18 protein-coding genes are annotated in these 23,927 nt (G+C 65.3%); 11 read left to right on the top strand and 7 right to left on the bottom strand.

Annotated features, from left to right (window positions below; genetic code table 11):
• Positions 1-18 precede the first annotated feature (18 nt).
• The 4 genes from dapD to dapE all read left to right on the top strand — a co-directional run bounded on the left by dapD (position 19) and on the right by dapE (position 3,254).
• Positions 19-1,191 carry a 2,3,4,5-tetrahydropyridine-2,6-dicarboxylate N-succinyltransferase gene (gene dapD, locus ACD584_RS11730; protein ID WP_070692710.1) on the top strand — a complete coding sequence of 391 codons (1,173 nt, stop codon included), beginning with the start codon at positions 19-21 and terminating at the stop codon, positions 1,189-1,191.
• Positions 1,188-1,661 carry a hypothetical protein gene (locus tag ACD584_RS11725; RefSeq protein WP_162277181.1) on the top strand — a complete coding sequence of 158 codons (474 nt, stop codon included), beginning with the start codon at positions 1,188-1,190 and terminating at the stop codon, positions 1,659-1,661. Before dapD ends, ACD584_RS11725 begins: the two co-directional genes overlap by 4 nt.
• Positions 1,658-2,014, top strand: a complete 357-nt coding sequence (locus tag ACD584_RS11720) for an arsenate reductase (RefSeq protein WP_070692715.1) — start codon at positions 1,658-1,660, stop codon at positions 2,012-2,014. Before ACD584_RS11725 ends, ACD584_RS11720 begins: the two co-directional genes overlap by 4 nt.
• Positions 2,015-2,123: 109 nt before the next feature.
• Positions 2,124-3,254: a succinyl-diaminopimelate desuccinylase gene (gene dapE, locus ACD584_RS11715; RefSeq protein WP_076036076.1), complete on the top strand. Its 1,131-nt coding sequence runs from the start codon at positions 2,124-2,126 to the stop codon at positions 3,252-3,254.
• A 189-nt stretch (positions 3,255-3,443) separates the two neighbouring features.
• Here the strand turns inward: dapE and ACD584_RS11710 are convergent, their stop codons facing one another.
• Positions 3,444-4,316 (bottom strand): tetratricopeptide repeat protein, encoded by an 873-nt coding sequence (locus tag ACD584_RS11710; RefSeq protein WP_076036075.1) that lies wholly within the window; start codon positions 4,314-4,316, stop codon positions 3,444-3,446.
• Positions 4,317-4,686: 370 nt separating this feature from the next.
• Between ACD584_RS11710 and asnB the strand changes: the two genes are divergently transcribed.
• Positions 4,687-6,381: an asparagine synthase B gene (gene asnB, locus ACD584_RS11705; protein ID WP_076036074.1), complete on the top strand. Its 1,695-nt coding sequence runs from the start codon at positions 4,687-4,689 to the stop codon at positions 6,379-6,381.
• Between the two features lie 202 nt (positions 6,382-6,583).
• Here asnB and hpaM read toward each other — a convergent pair whose 3' ends face one another.
• The 3 genes from hpaM to ACD584_RS11690 form a co-directional block, all read right to left on the bottom strand.
• Positions 6,584-7,705 (bottom strand): type III secretion-associated outer membrane-bound protein HpaM, encoded by a 1,122-nt coding sequence (gene hpaM, locus ACD584_RS11700; RefSeq protein ID WP_175611528.1) that lies wholly within the window; start codon positions 7,703-7,705, stop codon positions 6,584-6,586.
• A gap of 264 nt (positions 7,706-7,969) precedes the next feature.
• Positions 7,970-10,111, bottom strand: a complete 2,142-nt coding sequence (locus ACD584_RS11695; protein ID WP_076036073.1) for a TonB-dependent siderophore receptor — start codon at positions 10,109-10,111, stop codon at positions 7,970-7,972.
• A 442-nt stretch (positions 10,112-10,553) separates the two neighbouring features.
• A complete protein-coding gene (locus ACD584_RS11690) occupies positions 10,554-12,962 on the bottom strand; it encodes a penicillin acylase family protein (protein ID WP_175611527.1) in 2,409 nt (802 codons plus the stop codon).
• Positions 12,963-13,115: 153 nt separating this feature from the next.
• Between ACD584_RS11690 and bfr the strand changes: the two genes are divergently transcribed.
• The gene (gene bfr / locus ACD584_RS11685) at positions 13,116-13,601 is read left to right on the top strand and encodes a bacterioferritin (protein WP_042599086.1); all 486 of its coding nucleotides are present in this window, start codon (positions 13,116-13,118) and stop codon (positions 13,599-13,601) included.
• 280 nt (positions 13,602-13,881) lie between these two features.
• Here bfr and ACD584_RS11680 read toward each other — a convergent pair whose 3' ends face one another.
• From ACD584_RS11680 to ACD584_RS11670, 3 genes are all read right to left on the bottom strand, one after another.
• Complete coding sequence (locus ACD584_RS11680; protein WP_011036586.1) at positions 13,882-14,538, bottom strand: thiopurine S-methyltransferase; 657 nt, start codon at positions 14,536-14,538, stop codon at positions 13,882-13,884.
• Positions 14,539-15,071: 533 nt separating this feature from the next.
• On the bottom strand, positions 15,072-17,315 hold the full coding sequence (gene parC, locus ACD584_RS11675; protein WP_012438801.1) for a DNA topoisomerase IV subunit A: 2,244 nt from the start codon (positions 17,313-17,315) through the stop codon (positions 15,072-15,074).
• Between the two features lie 60 nt (positions 17,316-17,375).
• Positions 17,376-18,239 carry a helix-turn-helix domain-containing protein gene (locus ACD584_RS11670; RefSeq protein WP_076036071.1) on the bottom strand — a complete coding sequence of 288 codons (864 nt, stop codon included), beginning with the start codon at positions 18,237-18,239 and terminating at the stop codon, positions 17,376-17,378.
• Between the two features lie 124 nt (positions 18,240-18,363).
• Between ACD584_RS11670 and ACD584_RS11665 the strand changes: the two genes are divergently transcribed.
• From ACD584_RS11665 to ACD584_RS11645, 5 genes are all read left to right on the top strand, one after another.
• Complete coding sequence (locus ACD584_RS11665; protein ID WP_011036589.1) at positions 18,364-18,807, top strand: MarR family winged helix-turn-helix transcriptional regulator; 444 nt, start codon at positions 18,364-18,366, stop codon at positions 18,805-18,807.
• A complete protein-coding gene (locus ACD584_RS11660) occupies positions 18,804-20,318 on the top strand; it encodes an AdeC/AdeK/OprM family multidrug efflux complex outer membrane factor (RefSeq protein WP_076036070.1) in 1,515 nt (504 codons plus the stop codon). Before ACD584_RS11665 ends, ACD584_RS11660 begins: the two co-directional genes overlap by 4 nt.
• A 10-nt stretch (positions 20,319-20,328) precedes the next feature.
• The gene (locus ACD584_RS11655; protein WP_057672909.1) at positions 20,329-21,522 is read left to right on the top strand and encodes an HlyD family efflux transporter periplasmic adaptor subunit; all 1,194 of its coding nucleotides are present in this window, start codon (positions 20,329-20,331) and stop codon (positions 21,520-21,522) included.
• A 6-nt stretch (positions 21,523-21,528) separates the two neighbouring features.
• Positions 21,529-23,109 (top strand): DHA2 family efflux MFS transporter permease subunit, encoded by a 1,581-nt coding sequence (locus tag ACD584_RS11650; protein ID WP_076036069.1) that lies wholly within the window; start codon positions 21,529-21,531, stop codon positions 23,107-23,109.
• Positions 23,110-23,207: 98 nt separating this feature from the next.
• On the top strand, positions 23,208-23,879 hold the full coding sequence (locus tag ACD584_RS11645; protein ID WP_175611526.1) for a hypothetical protein: 672 nt from the start codon (positions 23,208-23,210) through the stop codon (positions 23,877-23,879).
• Positions 23,880-23,927: the final 48 nt, after the last annotated feature.

The following is a 23,927-nucleotide window of genomic DNA, read 5'->3' as shown; positions in this document are numbered from 1 at the left end:
TCCTCCCGGAGAGCCCCCATGAGCACCAAGAAGCCTGCGCGTACGCCGCGCGCGACTCCCGCCAGCGCAGCCGCCAAGCGCGCATCTTCCGCAACGCCCAAGCGCGCGGCCGCGTCCAAAGCTGCAGCCCCCAAAAAGCCGGCAACCAAGCCGGCCGCCAGCACCGCCGCCGTCGCCAAGCAGAGCGCGCGCGGTAACGCGGCCGCTGCGCCAGCGCAGCCGAAGCAAGCGGTCGCCAAGGCGCCGCGCGTTGCCAAGAAGGCGACCACCGTGGTGGCTGCACCGGCCGCCAAGAAGGCCGCAGCTGCCAAGAAGCTGCCGATCGCCAAGAAGGCCGTGCAGCCCACCGCGCAGGTCAGCAGTGACGAACTCAAGTTCGGTATCGAAAGCGCGTTTGAACGCCGTGCGGCATTGACCATCGACGAGATCGAAGGCTCCACGCGCGCAATCGTCAATCGTGTCATCGATGGCCTGGAAAGCGGCGAGTTCCGTGTTGCCGAGCCGGACGGGCAGGGCGGCTGGACCGTCAACGAGTGGTTGAAGAAGGCAGTGCTGCTGTACTTCCGCGTCAACGAGATGGCCGTGATCGATGCGCAGCCGGCGCCGTTCTGGGACAAAGTGGAGTCGCGCTTTGCCGGCTTCCACGAGGCCGAGTTCCGCCAGGCCGGCGTGCGCGTGGTGCCCGGGGCGGTCGCACGGCGCGGCAGTTATTTCGGCAAGGACGTGGTGCTGATGCCGAGCTTCACCAACATCGGCGCGTACGTCGGCGAAGGCACCATGGTCGATACCTGGGCCACGGTGGGCTCGTGCGCGCAGATCGGCAAGCACTGCCATCTGTCCGGCGGTGCCGGCATCGGTGGCGTGCTGGAGCCGCTGCAGGCCAGCCCGACCATCATCGAAGACCATTGCTTCATCGGTGCGCGTTCGGAAGTGGTGGAAGGCGTGGTGATCGGCCATCACAGCGTGATCGGCATGGGCGTGTTCATCAGCCAGAGCACGCGCATCTACAACCGCGCCACCGGCGAAATTTCCTATGGCTACGTGCCGCCGTACAGCGTGGTGGTGTCCGGCCAGCTGCCGTCCAAGGATGGCTCGCATTCGCTGTATTGCGCGGTGATCGTCAAGCAGGTGGATGCGCGCACGCGCAGCAAGACCAGCGTGAATGAATTGCTGCGCGGTCTGGCCGATTGAGTACAGCACACGCACACGCCGGCACCCTGCTGTCGCGTCCGGCCAGTGGCTGGATCCGGTGGGGCATCCCGGCCCTGTGGCTGGGCTGGGTTGCGGTCTACGTGGCGGGCTCGCTGGTGCGCGACGGCGTCCCGCAGCAATTGGATGTATTGCGCTGGCTGGCGCCTGTCGCAATGGTGGGGCTGACCGTGCGGTACCTCGTGTTGTGCAGGCGATGGGCGCAGGTGCACGATGCCGGCGATGCGCTGGAGATCGTGCAGCAGGGACAATCGCAGCGTGTGGATCTCGCGCAGTTGCGTGCGGTCGATCCCGCCTGGGTGATGCCGCCGGTGCGGCTGGCATTGAAATTCCACGGTGAGCGCACACCGGTGGTGTTCCTGCCTGCGCACGGGCAAGACCCCGCCGTGTTGGCCACCACCCTGCTGGCGCGTGCAGGCGCGCGCCAGGCAGCTGAAGAGAGCATGACATGACCACGCTATATGGATTGAAGAACTGCGATACCTGCAAGAAGGCCACCAAGTGGCTGGATCGCTTCGGTGTCGCTTACACGTTCGTGGATTACCGCGAGCACACGCCCGCACCGGAAACCTTGCTGGAATGGGCCGGCAAAGCCGGTGGATTCGATGCCTTGATCAACAAGTCCTCGACCACCTGGCGGCAGTTGCCCGACAACAAGAAAACGCCCGGCTCAGAGGCAGAATGGAAGCTATTGCTTCGCGAGTACCCGCAATTGATCCGCCGCCCGGTGGTGCTGACCGACGATGGCACGCTGAGCCAGGGGTTCTCCGACAACGGCTTCAAGGCGCGCTTCGCCGTGGGTTGAATCTGCGCGGCAACATCGCTTCGCCTGGCGGCCCGCGCGGTGGCGCGCGTTGCCGCATGCTGCACCCCTCACGCATGCGCTGCATGCAGTCCCTTGCCAAGAGACCCTGATGACCAGCGACGTCCTGCAACTGACCTGCGACCTCATCGCACGCGCCTCGGTGACGCCTGCCGATGCGGGCTGCCAGGCGCTCATCGCCGATCGCCTGAGCGCTGCCGGCTTCGCGTGCGAACACCTGCGGCTGGGCGCCGTCGATAACCTGTGGGCCACGCACGGCAGTGGCGCGCCCGTGCTGGTGTTGCTGGGGCACACCGACGTGGTGCCGCCTGGGCCGGCGAGCGATTGGACCAGCGACCCATTCGCGCCGCAGGTGCGCGATGGCGTGTTGTACGGCCGCGGTGCGGCCGACATGAAAGGCAGCGTGGCTGCGTTTGTGGTGGCTGCCGAGCAGTTTGTGGCTGCCCATCCGGAGCATCCGGGCACGTTGGCAGTGCTGCTGACCAGCGACGAGGAAGGGGATGCCATCGACGGCGTGCGCCATGTGGCCCGGCTGTTTGCCGAGCGCGGCCAGCAGATCGACTGGTGCATCACCGGTGAGCCATCGTCCACCGAGCGGCTGGGCGATCTGCTGCGGGTGGGCCGCCGTGGCAGCCTGTCCGGCAACCTGATCGTCAAAGGCGTGCAGGGGCACGTGGCGTACCCGCACAAGGCGCGCAATCCGATCCACCTGGCGGCGCCTGCGCTGGCCGAATTGATCGCGCGGCAATGGGACGATGGCTTCGAAAGCTTCCCGCCTACCAGCCTGCAGATCTCCAATATCCACGCCGGCACTGGCGCCAACAACGTGATTCCCGGCGAGCTGCAGGTGGCCTTCAATCTGCGCTACACGCCGCACTGGAATGCCGAGACGCTCGAGCGCGAGATCGTCGCGCTGCTGGAGCGGCATGCGCTGACTTACACGCTGACCTGGCACCGCAGCGGCGAGCCGTTCTACACGCCCGAAGGCACGCTGCGACGCGTGGCCCGCGAAGTGCTCGGCGCATTTGCCGGTGCACCGCCGGAAGAAAGCACCGGCGGCGGCACCTCCGATGCGCGCTTCATCGCACCGCTGGGTGCGCAGTGCATCGAGGTCGGCCCGGTCAATGCATCGATCCATCAGGTGGACGAGCACGTGCGCGTGGCCGATCTGGAAGCGCTGCCGGCGCTGTACCGCACGCTCGTCGAGCGTCTGCTGGTCTGAAGTGTTGCAGGCGCTTCAGGCCGACATTTGACGCACGCCATGCGCGACGCTCGTCACTGCCGGCAGCGATGCGTGGCAGGTTGATCCCGGTGCGCGTCAAGCAAGTGTGCGCTGCGAGCTCGATTGTGCAGCACATCTCGTTACACAGCGCCACGCTTCCGAGCCGCGCGAATTAATAAGCGAGAGTGCCTAGTCAAAGGTCCAGAACGGCGGTTTGATCGCCTCGCGCCAATGCGATGCGTCGGCGATGTAGAACCGTTGTGCGGACGCCTTGGCAAACCAGATCGCCGCGGTTTCCTCGTCGCGCGTTACCCCACTGCTGCCGCGTCCCAGCAATAGGGCGTAGAAATATTCTCCATACACATTGCCCTGGTCGGCCGCGCGTCGATACCAGCGCAGCGCTTCGGCACCATCCCTGTCCACGCCGCCCATTCCCTTTTCGTAGAGCGCGCCCAGATCGACCTGCGCTTCGGCGTCGCCGCCACGCGCACGGCGTTGGACGTCGCGCACCAGTGGGTGAATGTCACCGTCGCGTGGCGCGATGGCTTCGGGAAGCCCTGACGGTCCGGAGGCGGCGCGCTCGTAGATCGCCACGCGCAGATCCCAGCGCAACGCGGCGGCCGCTTCGCCGCGATCACGGTGGAATTTGGCGAGCTCGCGAATGGAATACGGGCTGCCGTGCATGGCCGCCGCCAGATACCAGCGCTCGCCCTTGCGTTGCGATGCCCGCAACGCCGCGCGCTGGTCGATGTAGGGGCTGTCTGCATGCGTAAGCGTGCCGCTTGCCCAGATCCGCCCCAGTGCCAGCTCGGCAAGGGCATTGCGGAAGGTCCACGGCGTGGTCGCGGCGGCACGCTCGTACCAGCCGATGGCGCGCGGATCGTTGCGGCTCTCCAGTTGGCTGGCCACCTCCCAGATGCTGTCAAAACTACCATCGGCAGCCGTCTGCTCCAGCTGTCGCAGTTTGGCAGGGTCGGTGCGCGGCGCCGTCGTGCTGCACCCTTGCAGCAGCAAGAGTGGGATAAGGGCCGCAAACGCCAGGCGTCCGATACGTGGGGTCATTGCAGAGGCCTTCGACGACGGGGGGGCGACATTATCCGCGCAACGCGTCCGCGATCGCGCGGCGGCCTTTGAATGCCGGGCTTGCCGGCCCTGCTTGGTTGCCATCGCAACAGTTGCGTCGCCGCTGAAAGCGGGATACGGTCGGCCCATGACATCGTTTCTGTCCAACGTCGCCAACGCCAATCACCGCAGCAATCTGCGCGCGAATAATCGTGCGCGGCCGATGCGGGTCTGCGACTAGGCGAAGTACCAACACACACGCCCAGTTTCCAGAAAACCCGCATCGGCCGATGCGGGTTTTTTTATGGGTGACGTCTTGCACCGCGTTGATCCTTCGGCCGCCCATCACGACTTTTCCAGGAGTGTTTCCATGTGTTCCATCTTCGGTATCTTCGGCCTGCAACCCGGCGACGACCTGCAGGCCCTGCGCCGGCAGGCCCTGGAATGTTCGCAGCGGCAACGCCATCGCGGGCCGGACTGGAGCGGCGTGTACGTCGATGCCGGTGCCATCCTGGTGCACGAGCGCCTGGCCATCGTCGACCCGGCGGGCGGTTCACAGCCGCTGTTGTCGGAGGACGGCAGTCTGGCGTTGGCAGTCAATGGCGAGATCTATAACCATCGCGAACTCAAGGGCGAGTTATTGCAGCCGTACGCTTTTCAGACCGGCTCGGACTGCGAAGTGATCAACGCGCTGTACCGCGAAGATGCACCGGCCTCCTATCTCAACCGCCTCAATGGCATCTTCGCCTTCGCGCTGTGGGACAAGGCCGCGGGGCGGGTGATCATCGCGCGCGACCCGATTGGCGTGGTGCCGTTGTACTGGGGACACGACCGCGAAGGCCGCCTGCGCGTGGCGTCCGAACTCAAGTCGCTGGTGGACGATTGCGCCGATGCCGCGCAGTTTCCGCCTGGTCATTGGTACGACAGCGCCACCGGCGCATTGAGCCGCTACTACGAGCGCTCGTGGCGCGAATACAGCGAAGTGGAAAACGTGCAGGTGCCGCTGCAAGAGCTGCGTGAGGCGTTCGAGCGCGCGGTGCATCGCCAGCTCATGACCGATGTGCCCTACGGTGTGCTGCTGTCCGGTGGCCTGGATTCGTCGTTGGTGGCGGCGGTGGCCGCACGCTACGCGCGGCACCGCATCGAAGAGAACGACACCACAGAAGCCTGGTGGCCGCGTCTGCATTCGTTCGCAATCGGCCTGACCGGCTCGCCGGATCTGGCCGCTGCCGAAGTGGCCGCCGCCGCGCTCGGTACCGTGCACCACGGCTTCGAATACAGCTTTGAAGAAGGCCTGGATGCGTTGCCGGAAGTGATCCGTCACATCGAGACCTACGACGTGACCACCATCCGCGCGTCCACGCCGATGTTTCTGCTGGCGCGGCGCATCAAGGCGATGGGCGTCAAGATGGTGCTGTCCGGCGAAGGCAGCGACGAGATCTTCGGTGGCTACCTGTACTTCCACAAGGCACCGAACGCACGCGAATTCCACGAAGAACTGGTGCGCAAGCTCGATGCGCTCAACAACTACGATTGCCTGCGCGCCAACAAGTCGATGATGGCCTGGGGCGTGGAACCGCGCGTGCCGTTCCTGGATCGCGAATTCCTGGACGTGGCGATGCGCATGGACGCGCGCTTCAAGATGATCGACAAGACCAGCACCGGTGCCACCCGCATCGAGAAGGGCATCTTGCGCGAGGCATTTGCCGGCTATCTGCCGGAATCGATCCTGTGGCGGCAGAAGGAGCAATTCAGCGATGGCGTTGGTTATGGCTGGATCGACGGCCTGAAGGCACATGCCGCCGCTCACGTGAGCGACCGCGAACTGGCGGCGGCCGACCGGCGCTTCCCGGTGAACCCGCCGCAGACCAAGGAAGCGTATTTCTACCGCAGTCTGTTCGAGCAGTTCTTCCCCAGCCAGGCCGCTGCGGAGACGGTGCCGGGCGGCAAATCCATCGCGTGTTCGTCGCCGACGGCCATTGCCTGGGACGCGAGCTTTGCGGCGATGGCCGATCCGTCCGGCCGTGCGATTGCCGGCGTGCACGCGCAGGCGTTGGCGTCCTGATCAAACGACTGCGCTACAGCATGGCCGGCAGCCCAAGGGCGCCGGCCATGCCAGTGCGTTGCTTCGGGCCGATTAGAAAACGTAGTCAGCAATCGCCAAGTAGGTGCGGACGGCGCGGGGAACCAGAGCCTACGTGTACATGCGGATTCCGAGCACCGGCCGCGCCCGCCTGGTGGCTGCGCAGCGGTTTTGATCGCTGCGCTTACTCGTGGCGCACGCAGTAGCCGTAGCGCTGCGGCTCGATATCCACGCCGGCCACATCGGCCTGGTTGTTACGCCACACGTTGGGCTTGAAGTCGGCCGCGCTGCAGTTGGCCGCACGGTCCACGCCGATGGTGTAGGTAAACGGGTTGCTGGCGAAGCGGTTGTTCTCGAACAGGTTGTCCTGGCTCATGCTGTTGTCCCAGCACAGGATTTCCGGCGTGCGATAGCGGATGGCGCAGGCCAGGAAGATGCCCGCCACCTTGTTGCCATCGAACTGATTGTTGGTGAAGCGGTTGCGCCGCGCGTCCGACAGATAGATACCCTGGCTGCCATTGCGCTCGAAGCGGTTGTCGCGAATCTCGCTGTCTTCCAGATGTTCGGTGGTGAGGCCGGCAGCCACGTTGTCGTGGATGTAGTTATTCATCATCGTCACCTTGGCGGTGCGATTGAACGACACGCCGTCCCAGATGGCACCGGAGACATCATTGCGTTCGATGGTGATCTCGCGCGTGTCGTATTCGCTGAGCAGGCACGCGCTGCGGCACTTGTTGACCTGCAGACCGGCCAGGCGAATCCCTTGGCCCGAACGCACCACCACCGCGCTGTTGCTCAGGTACGGGCGCTCCGGCATGAATTCCTTGTCGCCGGTACTGGCCACGATCTGCATGTCCTCGATGCTGACGTTGCGGATCACACCGGTGGGCTGCTGGTTCTCGTAATCGCCAACCACCAGCACCGGCTGTTGCACGCCATCGGCCATGCGCAGCACGGTGGCCGGGCCTTTGCCGCGCAGAGTGAGGTTGCCGCGGTGGATCGATACCAGACCGTTGAGCGGGAACTCGCCTTTTTCCAGGCACAGCACGGCAGGCGTATCGCTTTGCGGCAGCTTGTCGATGGCTTTTTGCAGGTCCTGGCCCGGCCGCACCTTGGCGGTGCAGCTGGCGACAGGCGCCGCAGGTGGGCCGGCAGGCGCTGGCGGTGCAGCCGAGCAGGCGGTCGCGAAGACCAGGGGCAACAGGGCGGAAACGGAGCGGGCAAGCAGAGGCATGCGGATTCCGGTCAGTGAGGGGAGGAGGGCGATAGGCAGCGTCCAATCGCGACGGCCTCTAGTGTGTCGCACCAGGCGTTAAGTTCCAGCCGACATCGGCCCGCATGGTCGGCGCAGGTTCATGGCGGTCAAGGTGGCGGCGTGCCAACTGTGCGCGGTTGCGCACTCTTGTGCGGCACCGTTGGCGCTGTGATGCGGCAGGGTCGCGATTGATCACCACGCAGCACAGCGCAGCGATGCGCTTGCAGCGCCGTGCGATGCAGCGCATCTGCGATGTTGATCGTAGCGCGCTGCTGCGCGGCTCCGTGGCCGCGCAGCAGCGCTGTGCAGCCAGGCTCAGAAGCTGTAGGCCAGCTGCGCGTAGATGCGACGTGGCTCGCCGGGGAAGTGGCCGGTGCGTTCGGTGAAACCGCTGGCCGCATACACCTTGTCGAACAGGTTCTTGACGTTGACCTGCAGCTTCCACGCATCCCACTGGGTCTGCCAGCTGATGTCGAAGATGGCGTACGGTTTGACGCGTTGACCTTCCAGGCTCAGACGCTCGCCGACGTAATCGGCGCCGAACGCAACGGCCGAGTTCCACGCCGGTAGCTCATAGCGCGTCCACAACCCGAAGGTATTGCGCGGTGCATTGGCAAAGCGATCGCCGGAGGCATTGGTGATGCCGTTGGTGCCGGCATCCAGCACGCGCGCATCGTTGTAGGCGTAGGTGAGGTTGAGCACCCAACGCTCGGTGAGGTCGGCCAGCAGATCCACTTCCAGGCCTTCGCTGCGGACCAGGCCCAGCGCCGAGAGCTGGTTGACGCCATCGACGATGCTGCCGTTGGCCTGCACGATATTGCTGCGCTCGATGCGATACAGCGCGGTGTTGAGCGTGAGCTCGCCGTCGTTGAGCGCGGTCTTCAGGCCCACTTCCCACTGCGTGCTGCGCTCGGGATCGAACGGGCCGCCGACGCTGCTGTCCTGGTTGGCCGCATCCTGCGGCAGGAAGCCGCTGGCGTAACTGGCGTAGGCGTTGATGCCCTCGCGCAACACCACGGTGCTGCCGACGCGCCAGCTGAGGTCGTTGCCGGTGATGCGCGAGCCATCCAGGCGGTTGTCGTCCTTGAAGCCATCCCAGCGCAGCCCGGCCATCGCGAACCAGCGCTCGGTGAGGGTGAGTTCGTCCTGCAGGTAGGCGCCATAGCGTTGGCTGCGGGTGCTGGTGGCGCGCCAGGGCAGCGTGTCCAGGCCGTAGTCGTAAAAGCCGCTGCGGCCGTAGAACGGATTGAACAGATCGATGCCGGGCACCGGCCCGCGCGTGCGCCCGGTGTCGGCGGTGTTGGCGGTTTGTGCGCGGAAATCCGCATCCAGGCGGTAGTAGTCCGCGCCCATCAGCAGCTTGTGGCCGATCGCACCGGTGCTGGTGCGGAACACCGCGTTGACGTTGCTGGAAAGCGCGTCGTTGTCGCGGTACTGGTTACGCAACTGGCGGGTCATCCACTCGGCGATGCCGTCGCCATCGCGGTCGATCAGGCCCATGGGCTCGTGGTAGATCTGGTGCTCGTCGTTCTTGAACCAACGCAGCGCCATGTCCACGTCCCACGCACTGGAGGGGGCGAATTTGTACTGCGCGAAGGCGACCTTGGCGCGCATGTCCAGGAAGTCGGTGGACTCGTTGTGATTCCAGCGCAGGTTGGTCAGGAAGTTGCCGTCATCGTCCACCGGCACGCCGCGCAGGCGGTTGCCGCCCAGGTTCTGGGTGATGTCGGTGTATTGCAACGTGAGCTCGCCGGTCTCGCCGATATCGAATGCCACCGACGCATCGCCGATCTGGCTTTCGCTGTCGGTGTTCCAGCGGAACCCGTCCTCGCCGTCGGCGTAGGCGCCGATGCGGTAACGGATGCGGCCATCCTCGCGCGCCGGGCCGGTGGCTTCGAACGATGCCGCGCCAAACGATTGGTTGCCCAGTTGCAGCTCCACCCGCCGCAACGCCTGATGGCTGGGTTTGCGCGTCACGTAGTTGATGACGCCGCCCGGCTCACCACCGCCGTACAGTGCGCCGGCCGGGCCCTTGAGCACTTCCACGCGTTCGATATTGAACAGCTGCGGCACAGAAAACCCGGCGTACGGGTCGCCACGCAGCCCGTCATACAACACGTTTTCCTGGCGGAAGCCACGCAAGGTGACGCCGGCATAGCTGAAGAAACTGATGCCGCTGATGCTGCGATACAGATCGGTGATCTGCCGTGCCGCCTGGTCGTCGATCAATTCGCGCGGCAGCACCTGCACCGACTGCGGCACCAGCGCCAGCGGCGTATCGGTGCGCGTGGCGACTGCTGCGTCTTCGGACTTGTAGAGCGTCTGCGCACGGCCCACAACATTGACGCCATCGAGTTCGGTGACGGCAGGCGAGGTGCTGGTCTGCTGAGCGAAAGCGGATGGCGCGGGGAGGGCGAGCGCAACGGCGAGCGCGGTGACAAGAAGCGTGGGGCGCATTGGTTAGTAATGGGAATGGTTATCAAATGCATCTTAGCATGCGATACGTGCGTCGTTGAACGGATGGCCAGCCTTGCGGATGCATGGATGCATGCGCGTGCAAATGTGCAGAAGTGCAGAAATGCAGAAATGCAGAAATGCAGAAATGCAGAGCATCCCTTCTCCCACCGGGAGAAGGTGCCCGGAGGGCGGATGAGGGTACGGGCGAAGCCTCGTGTTCGTCCGCGCCTAGCGCTGTTGGACTCGAATGGATGGAGCCGGAGCCGTGCCGCGCGCAATCCAGCATTGCTCGATACCCGTACCCTCACCCCAACCCCTCTCCCGGCGGGAGAGGGGCTTCTCAGGCATCCCGCGCTCGCTGTCCTTCTTCCATCGGGAGAAGGCGCCCGAAGGGCGAATTCTTCAATGCCTGTACCCGACAGAGCAGACAACGCCGGCGTGCCTACTCCGGGCGCAATTCCAGCGTATAGCGCGTAGCAGTCGGCAAAAACGGGGTGGGCCGGCCATGCACCCAATCGTCATGCCCGGCGCCCCAGAACGGCGACAGCGGATGCCCGCTCTGGCCGCCCGGCATGTGCACGATGCCGTCGCGCTCGTGGCCGGGCGAGACCACCATGCGTTCGGAGGCGCCGAAGGCGGGGCCTTGCACGCGCGGCATGTCGCGATCGCCCGGGAGTTGGTCGGGCGGCATGCACAGCCAGTGCTTGGCGAGGGCGGGCAAGGCGCGCGCAATCGGATGACAGATGGCGGCGGTATTGCGTGCGCCCCAGGTGCGTTCGGCAGGCTGCTCGCCTTGCGCGGCCAGATCCATCTGCGCATCGCGTGCGGCATCGGCTAGCAGTTGCTCCCAGCTTGTCACGTTCGGTGGCAACAGATTGGCGGGGCGTTGCTGCAGCATCGGCCAGACAATGCCTTCCAACTGTGCGCGACGCGGCGGCAGGAAGTCCTCGCCCAGCGCAGCTTTGGCCGGCGCCAGCAGTCCGGCTTGCACGGCATCGATGGTCATGCTGCGAAAACCGCGCACGATGCGATAGCTCGCCGAGCCGGTGGAGGCGTGCCCGTCCCACTGCCGCGTGGCGATCTCGATCTGCTGCAGCGCAGGGTCATTGCTGTGTTCGACCACGCTACGCAACAACTGCCACCACCGCGTGAGCAGCACGGCGCGATCGTCGAGCTGGATGGCGAGCAGATCGCGTTCGTTGAAGCGCTGTCTGGCGAACAGATCGTCGCGGATCTGCTGCGCGCGTGCGCCCAGGTCGTAGCCGGCATTGCCCAGCGTTGCCAGCTGCTGTGCATCGACGATGCGGCTATTGGCGGTCCAGAGTCGATGCGATGGGGGATCGATCAGGGCCGGCGCCTCGTCGCTGCGCACGGGCCATGGCAGACAGCCGGTCGGCGCCGGTTCTGATGCCGCCGCTCCGGCAGCCGCAGGCAACGCCTGATTCGACGCCTGCGGCGACGTTGCAAGTTCGGCAATGCCACTGGGGCTGCACCCGGCATTGCGCAGCGGGCGCGCGCCGATCAACCGCCAGGCGATGCGCCCGCTGCGATCGGCCAGCAGCAGATTCTGCGCAGGAATGCCCGAGCGATCCGCCACCGCAAATGCCGCCTGCAGATCGGCCGCGCTGCTCATCTGCGCGAAATCCAGCCGGATCGCGCCGGGCAGCTGCGCGGCCCAGCGCAGTGCGAGCAAGCTGCCGTCGGCATTCTCGTGCAGTATCGGCCCCCAGGCCGTCTCGCGGACAGGAAAACTGACCGGCGCGGCGCCGGCCACGCGAATGGTTTCGACATGCGTGGTGAGCGCTTGCGGATGTCCCGGTGTGGCGGGCGGAATCCGCGCAAAGTCGGCCGTGTCGATATAGCTGTTGGTGAACGCCCAGGCCACATGCCCGTTGCTGCCGACCACCACTGCGGGCAGGCCGGGCAGGGTGAAGCCGGTGACGTCCACCTTGCCGTCGGGCGCGCGTGCATCCGGATAGCGCAGGCGCGCGCGGAACCAGATATTGGGTGCGCGCAGGCCCAGGTGCATGTCGTCGGCGACGATGGCGCGGCCATCGGCGGTGAGGCTGCCATCCACGGCAAAGTTGTTGCTGCCGGGCGTGGGGGCCTCGGCGCCGGGCGCGGTGGACGGGTGCGGGAGGCGGCGCAGGTCGACGGCGTCAGCATCCGGCAACACCGCATCGCCGAGCGCCGGGCCGAACAGCGGTGCATCCCAGCTGGAGCCCTGATGATCGAGCAGGGCGGCCAGTGCCGGCGGTACCACCGCGCGGATGCGCGCAGCGGCCAGTTCGGTCTGGTTGTCGTTGTCCTGCAGGTCGGCGTACATCGCCATGCCGGTCAGGATGCAATCGTCCAGGGTCCAGGCGCGCGGGGTCTGCCGCAGCAACAGATACGGCCATGGCCGCACGCGCAAGGCCGCCAGCCCAGCGTTTACGCCCTCGGTATAGGCCTGCAGTGCCGCACGTTCGCTGCCGGCGGCCACATCCAGGCTGGCGTGCACGCGGGCGCGCAGGCGGTGCACGCGGTTGCGTTTGTCCAGATCCAGCGCAGCAGGGCCGAACAGTTCGGACAGTTCGCCAGCTGGCGCGCGGCGCATCAGGTCCATTTCGAAATAGCGCTCCTGCGCGTGCACATACCCGAGCGCACGCAGCGCATCGCGTTGGCTGGTGGCGTCGATGGTGACCACGCCGCCGGCATCGCGGAGCACGCTGACCGGCGCGCCCAGGCCACGCAGCGCAGTCTCGCCGTCCAGCCGTGGCAGGCTGCCACGCACCGCCAGGTAGAGCCCCAGCGTGACCAGCAGGGTAAGCACCACCAGGGCCAGCAACAGCCGGCGCAGCCATTTGCGCATCATCGATTCCTTGAGCGATTCATCTGTGACCAGTGTCGCGCCGGTGCGTGACCGTTGCCGGTCCGCCTGCAAGCGCAACTGAAAGTGATTCCGATTAGATCATTGCCCGGCCGCTTCGGGCACCATGCGCGCATTGCGTTGCTGGAGCACACCATGAAAGGCCATCCCGAAGTCGTCGATTACCTCAAGCAGCTGCTGCGTGGCGAGCTGGCGGCACGCGACCAGTATTTTCTGCATTCGCGTCGCTACGAGGACCAGGGCCTGATGGCGCTGTACGAGCGCATCAATCACGAGATGGAAGAGGAAACCGAGCATGCCGACGCGCTGCTGCGTCGCATCCTGTTCCTGGAAGGCGACCCTGACATGCGACCTGCCGAGTTTGCGCCGGGCAAGACCGTGGTGGAGATGCTGGAGCGCGATTTGGTCGTGGAATACGAAGTGCGCGCTGCGCTGGCCGCCGGCATGAAGCTGTGCGAAGACCACGGCGACTACGTCAGCCGCGACATGCTGCTCAAGCAGCTGCAGGACACCGAGGAAGATCATGCCTGGTGGCTGGAGCAGCAGCTCGGCCTGATCAAGCGCATCGGCCTGGAGCTGTACCAGACCTCGAAGATCGACAAGGGTCACGTGGCCGGCTGAAGCCGGGCGACTCAACGCTGCGCCGCCGCCATGCTGGCGCAGCGTGTGCCTGGAATCGACGGGTTGCAAGGATGTACTGCGGTTTTTTGTACTGCGGTTTTTGCGCGTGGTCTGCATCGCCCGCCGGCTGTTCGTTGCGGCTGGTTGCCTGACGCGTTACGCAGTTCTGTAAAACCACCGCGCGGCGCAATGCCGCGTGGTTTGATCGACTAGCGGCGCACCACTCGCGCGAAACAGGTCGCCGCCTGCTGGAGCGGCGTGCAATGTTCACTCGCGGTAGTCAATCGCGTTGCAAGCGATACACACCGGTCGACAATGCAGTGACGCCATCGGCACGGAAGCGCGGCTCCTGATCGAGAATGTCGCGATGCTCCAGTTCCTGCACTTTCCACTGCGTGCCGAACAATGCGTGTACCTCGGCAGCATCCACCGAGAAGGGCGGCCCGGCTTTTTCGGCTTGCGGATAGTCCAGCGTGATCAGCAGACCGCGACACCCTGCAGGCAGACGTGCATAAACGGTTTCCAGATAGCGCTGGCGCAACGCCGCAGGCAAGGCGACCAGTGCGGCGCGGTCGTAGACGGCGGTGCAGTCGCCCAGCACGCTCGCATCCAGCGTAAAGGCGTCGCCGCAGATGATTTCGATCGGGCCGGCGATACAGTGCTCGCCTGCGCGGCTGGTGTGTCGCTGCGGTTGCAGGCCTGCGTCATCGAAGAATTGCGTGACGGCCAATGGCGATATCTCCACACCGAGCACGCGGTGGCCTTGCGCGGCCAGCCAATGCAGATCCAGCGTCTTGCCGCACAACGGCACCAGTACACGGGCATGCGCTGGCAATTGCAGTGCCGGCCAATGCTTTTGCAGCAGCGGCATCACCTCGTCCTGATGGAAGCCGGTCTGACCGTCCTGCCAACGTTGCAACCAGAAATCTGTATCCATGATGTTGTCTTGTTGCCTTGCATTGACGAGTGAGGTGATGTCGGGGATGGTAGTGACATTGCAGATCGAGAAGGAGCCGATCAAACAGCAACGCATCGGACAGCCGCGACGTGCACTGCTTGCACCATGCACACCGACCCTCTCGACTGGTCCTTGCCGGCCTACCGTCGCGGGACCTTACGCGGCATGGATGCTGCGTAAGAGCTTACAAGGACGTACTTGCAGCGTGTCCCGCGATGGTGGCCGGCAAGGGCCCTGCAGCCAAGCCGCAGATCATCTGCTCTACAACCGACGCATCCACACCGTTCGATGACCGCTCAATGAGACACAGAGCTTGAGCTTCAGCCTCGTTTACATATTTCAGGCCGAACTAACCGAGGGCGCGACGACAGCATCAAACGCGCCGCCGCACGCCGGATGCGTGAATCATCCTTACTGCACTTCCAGTCCATCCACTTTCTGCCGCGCCTCAGTCAAACCAAGGCGCTGACAGTGTCGAACGCGCCGCCGCGCGCCGAATGCGTGAATCATCCTTACTGCACTTCTAACCCGTCCACTTTCTGCCACCCGCGCGGCAACAACGCGCCACGGCTTGCACGCGCGCCCACATAGGTGTCCAGATCCTTGAACGACAGGCTCATCACGCGTGCGCCGCTGCGCACCAGCAAGGTGTTGCCCGGGGCGACCGCGGCCACGGCGACCACGCGCTCGGTGCCGAGCTTGGCCTTGGGGATCTCGATGAGCTTGTTGCCCTTGCCCTTGTCCAGCTCTGGCAGGTCCGAGGCCGTGATCGCCAGCAGGTTGCCGGCGCTGGTCACCGCCACGATGCGGTCGGTCTGCGGGTTGAGCACCTGCGCTGGCGTCAGCACATGCGCGCCGGTGGTCAGGTTGAGCATTGCCTTGCCGGCCTTGTTGCGGCCGGTGAGGTTTTCGAAACGGGTCACGAAGCCGTAGCCGTGCGAGGACGCCAGCACGAAGCGGGCATTGTTCTCGCCGCTGGCCAGCACCTGGAACGAGGCGCCGGACGCCGGTGAAAAACGCCCGGTCAGCGGTTCGCCGTTGCCGCGCGCCGAGGGCAGGGTATGCACCAGCGTGGAATAGGCGCGGCCGTCCGAATCCAGGAACGCCACGTGGTAGGTGCTGCGGCTGCGCACGGCGGCCAGCAGGCCGTCGCCGTCGCGGTACGACATGCCGGCCGGATCCACCTCGTGGCCCTTCGCTGCACGCACCCAGCCCTTCTCCGACAGCACCACCGTCATCGGTTCGCTGGCAACCATCTCGGTCTCGTCGATCGCCTGGGCGGCACCGCGCTGCACCAGCGGCGAGCGGCGCGCATCGCCGAACTTCTTGGCGTCGGCGGTGAGCTCGTCCTTGATCAGCTTCTTCAGCTTGGTCTTGCTTTCCAGGATCGCCATCAGCTGCGCGCGTTCCTTGGCCAATGCTTCCTGTTCGCCGCGGATCTTCATTTCTTCCAGGCGCGCCAGCTGGCGCAGCTTGGTTTCCAGGATGTATTCGGCCTGTTCTTCGCTGAGCGCAAAGCGGGCGATCAGCACCGGCTTGGGTTCGTCCTCGCTGCGGACGATGCGGATGACTTCATCCAGGTTGAGGAAGGCGATCAGCAAACCTTCCAACAGGTGCAGGCGGCGCTCGACCTTCTGCAGGCGATGGTTGAGGCGGCGGGTGACGGTGTCGCTGCGGAAGGTCAGCCATTCGCTCAGCAGATGCTTGAGGTTTTTGACCTGCGGGCGGCCATCCAGGCCGATCACATTGAGGTTGACGCGGTAGCTGCGTTCCAGATCGGTGGTGACGAACAGGTGGCCCATCAACTGCTCGGCATCCACGCGGTTGGAGCGCGGCACCAGCACCACCCGCACCGGACTGGTGTGGTCGGATTCGTCGCGGATGTCTTCCAGCCACGGCAGCTTCTTGGCGCGCATTTGCTGGGCGATCTGCTCGATCACCTTGGACGGGGAGACCTGGTAGGGCAACGCGTCGATGACGATGTTGGCGTGTTCTTTCTTGTAGGTGGCGCGGGCGCGCACGCTGCCGTGGCCGGTCTCGTAGATGGCACGTAGATCGGCAACGGGCGTGATGATTTCCGCGCTGGTCGGGTAGTCCGGGCCCAGCACGTGTTCGCACAGCTGCGCCACAGTGGCGTCCGGGTCGTCGAGCAAGTGCAGCAGCGCGCTGACGATCTCGTTGAGGTTATGCGGCGGCACGTCGGTGGCCATGCCCACTGCAATGCCGGTGGTGCCGTTGAGCAACAGGTGCGGCAGGCGTGCCGGCAGCCAGGTGGGTTCTTCCAGGGTGCCGTCGAAGTTGGCCGCCCAGTCGGTGGTGCCCTGGCTGATTTCGCCCAGCAGCACTTCGGCGATCGGGGTGAGCTTGGATTCGGTGTAGCGCATCGCCGCGAACGACTTGGGGTCGTCGGTGGAGCCGAAGTTGCCCTGGCCTTCGATCAACGGATAGCGGTAGGAGAATGGCTGCGCCATCAACACCAGCGCTTCGTAGCAGGCGCTGTCGCCGTGCGGGTGGTACTTACCGATCACATCGCCCACGGTACGCGCGGACTTCTTGGGCTTGGCGGCCGCGTTCAACCCCAGCTCGCTCATCGCGAAGATGATGCGGCGCTGCACCGGCTTCAGGCCGTCGCCCAGGAACGGCAGGGCGCGGTCGAGCACCACGTACATCGAATAATCGAGATAGGCGCGTTCGGCGTACTCGCGCAGCGGCAGCTGCTCGAAGCCATGGAAGGTGGGGCGGGTCAGATCGGTCATGCGAAGCCAGGTCCTACGAAAGAAGAACCCGCGCCAGCGCGCGGGCTCGAAGAGCGCCGATTATCCGGATGCGGCGGGGGATGCCAAGCCGCGCGCGTGGCCGCCGGCCAGATAACGGGCGGGCGGAGCACCGAAATGGCGGTGGAAGACGCTGACGAAGGCGCTGGGGCTGCTGTAGCCGAGCTGGTCGGCCACCTGCGCCACGGCGGTGCCCTGGCTGAGCCGGCGCAGGCCCTCGGCCAGGCGCGCCTGCTGCCGCCATTGCGCAAAACTGAGCCCGGTCTCGTCGCGGAAGTGCCGGCTCAGGCTGCGCGGCGACAGCCCGCCCCAGGTGGCCCAGGCCTCGAGCGGGCGCGGGTCGGCGGGGGTGTCGAGCAGCTGCCGGGCGATGCGTAGCAGCCGCCGGTCGGCTGGCATCGGCAGATGCAGGTGCTCGATCGGCGCCTGGCACAGCTCGTCCAGCAGGACCGCCGCCAGGCGCTGCCGGGCCGGATCGACGGGTTCGCCCAGCATCTCGCTCAGCGGCCAGCTGGCCGCCCGCATGATCACCTCGCGGGCCAGCCCGCTCAGGCGGATCACCCCGCTGCGCGCCGGCAGGCCGGTGCAGGCATCCGGCCGCACCACCACGCCCCAGCCACGCAGCGGCCCGGCCAGCTCCACGGTGTGCTGCTGGCCGGGCGGCATCCAGCCGGCACAGCCGGGCGGCAGCGAGGAGGTGCCTTGTTCGGTGTGCACGGTCAAGACGCCCTGTTCGACATACATCAGCTGGCCGCGCATATGCGCATGCCAGGCGGTCTCCGGCGCCCACACCGCGCGCAGGTCGGCGCGGAAGGCGACCACCACCGGGCCATCCGCCCATTCGAAGCTGGCCCGCGCGCCAGGCGGCAGCGCATCGATCTCGGTTGGCCGGATTTCGTTATTCATTGGCCAGATTGTATTACCGGGCCAGCTGGCGGGGCGCGTATCGTCCTCGATCCTTGCAATTGGCTTTATCCTGGATGACATATTTGCGTTGACAAATATATTTTTCGGAACAAAATAAAGCCCCATGATCGACTCCACAGCCACCACGCCGCCGACCTTCGGCTTGCTGTTGCGCCAGGTGCGCGACGCGCTGATGCGCCAGCTCGATGCCGAGATGAAGGGCGAGCTGCCCGACTTCGGCTTCAGCCATTACGTCGGCCTGAAAGTGCTGGCAGTGCGCTCGCCGTGTACCGCCAACGAGCTCGCCCAGGCGCTGGACCAGACCCCGAGCGCGGTCACGCGCCTGCTCGACAAGCTCGAGGCGCTGGGCGCAGTGCGGCGCGAGCCACATGCGCAGGACCGCCGCGCGCTGCAGATCGTCATGACCGAACAGGGCGTAGCGCTGTGGGAGCGCCTGCGGCTGCGCGGCGAACGCGCCATGGAGCATGGCCTGCGCGACCTGTCGGCGCCTGAGCGCGAGCAACTCACCTCTCTTCTCATCCGTGTCCGCGATGCACTCAACTCATGAACGCTGCTAGTTCCTTCCTTCAGAGGCGGCACCCGCGCGCAGTGCGCAGGCTGCGGCCGATCCTTGTGACCACGCTGGCCCTGGCGCTGGCCGCCTGTGCCAGCAGCCGCGGCCTGGCGCCGCAAGGCACCGTGCTGGAGCCCGGCGCCGTGCATGCCGAGCGCACCTTCGGGCAGGCGCAGCTGAGCCCGGCCGCCTGGCCGGCCAGTGACTGGTGGCGCGCTTTGGGCGACCCGCAGCTGGACGCGCTGATCGCCGAAGGCCTGCAGCACAGCCCCAGCCTGGCCGCTGCCGACACACGGCTGCGCCAGGCGCAGGCGCGCACCGGCACTGCCCAGGCCGATCGCGGCCCCAGCCTGTCGGTTTCCGGCGGCTACGCCGGCTGGCAATTGCCCGAATCGATGGTGGGCGAGGAGCGCGGCGGCAGCTATGCCGGCAGCGCGCAGGTGGTGCTGGACTTCCGCTATGGCGTGGACCTGTGGGGCGGCAAGCGCGCCGCGTGGGAAGCAGCCGTGGACCAGGCGCATGCCGCCGAGGTGGACGCGCAGGCGGCACGCCTCAACCTGTCGGCGGCCATCGCCGAAGGCTACGCACAGCTCGCCTACGCCTGGGATCTGCAGGACGTGGCCAACGATGAGCTGGCACGTGCGCAGAAAACCCTGGAGTTGACCCAGCGCCGCCGCGGCGCCGGCATCGACAGCGAATTGCAGGTGCGTCAGGCGCAGGCCCGCGTGCCCGCCGCGCAGCAGCAGGTGCAATCGGCGCAGCAGCAGATCGACGAAGCACGCAATGCCCTGGCCGCGCTGGTCGGGCAGGGCCCGGACCGCGGGCTGGACATCGCGCGCCCGGTGCTGAGCCAGAGCCTGCCGCCGCAACTGCCCAGCGCCTTGCCAGCCGATCTGCTCGGCCGTCGCCCCGATGTGGTGGCGGCGCGCTGGCGCGTGGAAGCGGCTGACAAGGACATTGCCGTCGCCAAGGCGCGCTTCTATCCCAGCCTCAACCTCACCGCGCTGGGCGGGGTGATCAACTCCGATGTCGGCAAGCTGCTGGAAAGCGGCTCGGTCCTCGGTGTGGTGGCCCCGGCCTTGAGCCTGCCCATCTTCGATGGCGGCCGGCTGCGCGCCGGCTTGGCCGGCAGCGATGCGCAGTACGACCTGGCGGTGGCCGATTACAACCAGAAGGTGCTCGACGCCCTGCGTGAAGTGGCCGACCAGGTCAACGCGGTGCGCTCGCTGGAGCAGCGTGCACGCGCACAGAACGACGCCGTGCAGACCGCCAGCGCCGCCTTTGGCCTGGCCCAGCAGCGCTACCGCGCCGGCATCGGCAGCTATCTGGAAGTGCTGAGCGTGCAGGAGCAATTGCTCACCGCGCGCCAGCGCATGGCCGGGCTGCACTCCCAACAACTCATGGCCTCGGTGAAGTTGCGCCGTGCGCTGGGCGGCGGCTTTACGCCGGAACCAGCGCACGACACCGCACACACCGCGACCTCTTCCGCACAACCGCATTCCTGAGACATCGACGATGAGCCAGACGACTCCTACCTCTTCGCATCCCGCGCCGGCCGCACCGAGCAAGCGCCGTACACTGCTGCGCATCGTCGCCATCCTGGTGATCCTTGCGGTCATCGGCTTGGTGGTGTGGTACTTCCTGATCGGGCGCTGGGCTGAAGACACCGACGACGCCTACGTGCAGGGCAACCAGGTGCAGATCACCCCGATGGTGGGTGGCACCGTGGTGAGCATCGGCGCCGAAGACGGCATGCGCGTGGAGCGCGGCCAGCTGCTGGTGCAGCTCGACCCGTCCGACACCGCGGTCGCCTTGCAGCAGGCCGAAGCCAACCTCGCCAAGACCGTGCGCCAGGTGCGTGGTCTGTACCGCAGCGTGGAAGGTGCGCAGGCCGAGCTCTCCGCACGCGAAGTGACATTGCGCAGCGCACGTGCCGACTTCGCACGCCGCAAGGACCTTGCTGCAAGCGGCGCGATTTCCAACGAAGAACTGGCCCATGCGCGCGATGAACTCGCTGCCGCCGAAGCGGCGGTGAGCGGCTCGCGCGAAAGCTTCGAGCGCAATCGCGCGTTGATCGACGATACCGAAGTGGCCACCCAGCCCGACGTGCAGGCCGCCGCGGCGCAGCTGCGCCAGGCCTTCCTCAACCATGCGCGTACCGGCGTGGTAGCACCGGTGTCCGGATATGTCGCGCGGCGTTCGGCGCAGGTAGGCCAGCGGGTGCAGCCTGGCACCGTGCTGATGGCGGTGGTGCCGCCGGAACAGATGTGGGTGGAAGCCAATTTCAAGGAAACCCAGCTCAAGCACATGCGTCTGGGCCAGACCGTGGAACTGCATTCGGATCTTTACGGCGGTGGCGTGGATTACACCGGCCGGATCGAAAGCCTGGGCTTGGGCACCGGCAGCGCGTTCTCGTTGTTGCCGGCGCAGAACGCCAGCGGCAACTGGATCAAGATCGTGCAGCGCGTGCCGGTGCGTATCGCCATCGAACCCAAGCAACTGGCGGCCAACCCGCTGCGTCTGGGGTTGTCGATGAAGGCCGACGTCAACCTGCGCGACCAGCAGGGCAGCGTGCTGCCGACCAAGCTTGCCAGCGGCGCGGTGTTCTCCACCGATGTCTACGCGCAGCAGCTCAAGGCCGCCGACGCCGACATCCATCGCATCATCCAGGACAACCTGCCGACGCAGGCTGCCACCAAGGCGGGCTAAGCCACCATGTCTTCGCAAGCTCCCACCGCGCCCGGCGGCCCTTCGGCACCGGCGCCCGCCGCGGGCTTTCGCCCGGCGAGCGTGGCGCTGTGCACCGTAGGCCTGGCGATGGCCTCGTTCATGCAGGTGCTGGACACCACCATCGCCAACGTCTCACTGCCCACCATCGCCGGCAATCTCGGCGCCAGTTCGCAGCAGGCCACCTGGGTCATCACCTCGTTCGCGGTGAGCACCGCGATCGCGTTGCCGCTGACCGGCTGGCTGAGCCGTCGCTTCGGCGAAACCAAGCTGTTCGTGTGGTCCACGCTGGCCTTCACCATTGCCTCGTTGCTGTGCGGCCTCGCCCAGAGCATGGGCATGTTGGTGGTGGCGCGCGCGCTGCAGGGCTTCGTGGCCGGGCCGATGTACCCGATCACGCAGAGTTTGCTGGTGTCGATCTATCCGCGCGAAAAACGCGGGCAGGCGCTGGCCTTGCTGGCCATGATCACGGTGGTGGCGCCGATCGCCGGCCCGATCCTGGGCGGCTGGATCACCGACAACTACAGCTGGGAATGGATCTTCCTGATCAACGTGCCGCTGGGCATCATCGCCAGCAGCATCGTCGGTTCGCAGTTGCGGCATCGCCCGGAACAGCTGGAACGGCCGCGCATGGATTACATCGGCCTGATCCTGCTGGTGGTCGGCGTGGGCGCGCTGCAGCTGGTGCTGGACCTGGGCAACGACGAAGACTGGTTTTCTTCCGACAAGATCGTGGTGCTGGCCTGTGTCGCGGCCGTGGCGCTGGTGGTGTTCGTGATCTGGGAGCTCACCGACAAGGACCCCATCGTCGATCTCAAGCTGTTCCGGCACCGCAACTTCCGCGCCGGCACGCTCGCCATGGTGGTGGCCTACGCGGCGTTCTTCAGCGTCAGCCTGCTGATCCCGCAGTGGTTGCAGCGCGACATGGGCTACACCGCGATCTGGGCGGGCCTGGCCACCGCACCGATCGGCATCCTGCCGGTGTTGATGACGCCGTTCGTGGGCAAGTATGCGTTGCGTTTCGATCTGCGCATGCTCGCCACCATTGCCTTCATCTTCATGTCGTTCACCAGCTTCTTCCGTTCCAACTTCAACCTGCAGGTGGACTTCAGCCATGTGGCCACCATCCAGTTGGTGATGGGCGTGGGCGTTGCCTTGTTCTTCATGCCGGTGCTGCAGATCCTGCTCTCGGACCTGGACGGTCGCGAGATCGCGGCAGGTTCCGGCCTGGCCACGTTCCTGCGCACGTTGGGCGGCAGTTTCGCCGCATCGTTGACCACGTATCTATGGGCACGGCGCACCCAGGTGCACCACGCGCACATCACCGAACACATCTCGGTATACACGCCGGGCATGCAGGAGCAGGTCGCCGCGATGGGGCAGGGCGACCTGCAACGCGGCGCGGCATCGCTCAACAACATGATCAATCACCAGGCCTCGCAGATGGGCTTCAACGACATCTTCTACCTGCTCGGCTGGACGTTCCTGGCGATCATCTTCTTCCTGTGGCTGGCCAAGCCGCCGTTTGGTGCGGGTGCCGGTGGTGCGGCGGCTGGTGGTGGGCATTGAGCCCATTGTGAAAGAGAGCTTGCGTGAAATTAGTTGATGTGCTTATGTGTTCGGTGTTGGGATAAAACGCCGTCTCAAGTCGGGAGATCTAATTAAAAATGGATTTTTTAAATGATAGCGTTGGGCTGAAAGTTGGCCGACGAATTACGGTACAAGTTGCCGCAGTTTCCTTATGTGCGGGCATCTTTGCTTTCATTGCGAAGTTAGCCTTTCAATACGCTGGATTTAAGCATGCAAGCGCACTAGCGATAGTATCTGCAATAGTTATCCTCGAAGTGTTCGTGTCTCTTAGTGAGTTGATGCTCCGTGGTTTCACTTGTGATTACGTGCCAAAGGTCAAGAACTACGATGAGTCCGGACTTCCAGACTCATCTAAGGTGGTTATTGCTGTGCCTGTACAGCTTCATTCTATGGAGCAAATCGAAGCCGTTGTAGAAACCGCCGCGTGGAACGTGCGGATGGCAAACGATTCAAATGTTTTTCTAGTGATTTTATCCGATTTTCCTGATCGTTTCCGAGATTTCCAAGATCCGGATGAATATGCACTGTTCGAAAAGCTTTCGAAGCGGGTTGATGAAATAAATTATGAGCTGGACAGTCGGTATGGGAAGTCCATTCATATAATTCACCGTCCTTTGACGTGGATTGACAGCGAAAATTGCTGGATGGGAAGTGAGCGAAAGCGCGGAAAAATTAGATTAATCAATGACCTTATTCTATCTCGCGGTTGTCATGATGTTGAAGTCTCAAGCGACCTAAGGATGGTCTGATCAACGGCGTCGGAGGATGAGCCCAACTACATCGGCCAGGCTGACGGC

This window comes from Xanthomonas sp. NCPPB 2922 (assembly GCF_041520885.1).
Lineage (GTDB): Bacteria > Pseudomonadota > Gammaproteobacteria > Xanthomonadales > Xanthomonadaceae > Xanthomonas > Xanthomonas campestris.
Note: the sequence above shows the minus strand (reverse complement) of the source record. Positions and strands in the feature narration are given on the sequence as shown.

Bases quoted from the DNA above. Each gene is read 5' to 3' on its own strand.
- ACD584_RS11695 (WP_076036073.1), bottom strand. From the start codon at position 10,111: ATGCGCCCCACGCTTCTTGTCACCGCGCTCGCCGTTGCGCTCGCCCTC.
- ACD584_RS11650 (WP_076036069.1), top strand. From the start codon at position 21,529: ATGTCTTCGCAAGCTCCCACCGCGCCCGGCGGCCCTTCGGCACCGGCG.
- ACD584_RS11655 (WP_057672909.1), top strand. From the start codon at position 20,329: ATGAGCCAGACGACTCCTACCTCTTCGCATCCCGCGCCGGCCGCACCG.
- ACD584_RS11710 (WP_076036075.1), bottom strand. From the start codon at position 4,316: ATGACCCCACGTATCGGACGCCTGGCGTTTGCGGCCCTTATCCCACTC.
- parC (WP_012438801.1), bottom strand. From the start codon at position 17,315: ATGACCGATCTGACCCGCCCCACCTTCCATGGCTTCGAGCAGCTGCCG.
- ACD584_RS11670 (WP_076036071.1), bottom strand. From the start codon at position 18,239: ATGAATAACGAAATCCGGCCAACCGAGATCGATGCGCTGCCGCCTGGC.
- ACD584_RS11720 (WP_070692715.1), top strand. From the start codon at position 1,658: ATGACCACGCTATATGGATTGAAGAACTGCGATACCTGCAAGAAGGCC.
- ACD584_RS11645 (WP_175611526.1), top strand. From the start codon at position 23,208: ATGGATTTTTTAAATGATAGCGTTGGGCTGAAAGTTGGCCGACGAATT.
- dapD (WP_070692710.1), top strand. From the start codon at position 19: ATGAGCACCAAGAAGCCTGCGCGTACGCCGCGCGCGACTCCCGCCAGC.
- ACD584_RS11660 (WP_076036070.1), top strand. From the start codon at position 18,804: ATGAACGCTGCTAGTTCCTTCCTTCAGAGGCGGCACCCGCGCGCAGTG.
- ACD584_RS11690 (WP_175611527.1), bottom strand. From the start codon at position 12,962: ATGCGCAAATGGCTGCGCCGGCTGTTGCTGGCCCTGGTGGTGCTTACC.
- bfr (WP_042599086.1), top strand. From the start codon at position 13,116: ATGAAAGGCCATCCCGAAGTCGTCGATTACCTCAAGCAGCTGCTGCGT.
- ACD584_RS11680 (WP_011036586.1), bottom strand. From the start codon at position 14,538: ATGGATACAGATTTCTGGTTGCAACGTTGGCAGGACGGTCAGACCGGC.
- asnB (WP_076036074.1), top strand. From the start codon at position 4,687: ATGTGTTCCATCTTCGGTATCTTCGGCCTGCAACCCGGCGACGACCTG.
- ACD584_RS11665 (WP_011036589.1), top strand. From the start codon at position 18,364: ATGATCGACTCCACAGCCACCACGCCGCCGACCTTCGGCTTGCTGTTG.
- dapE (WP_076036076.1), top strand. From the start codon at position 2,124: ATGACCAGCGACGTCCTGCAACTGACCTGCGACCTCATCGCACGCGCC.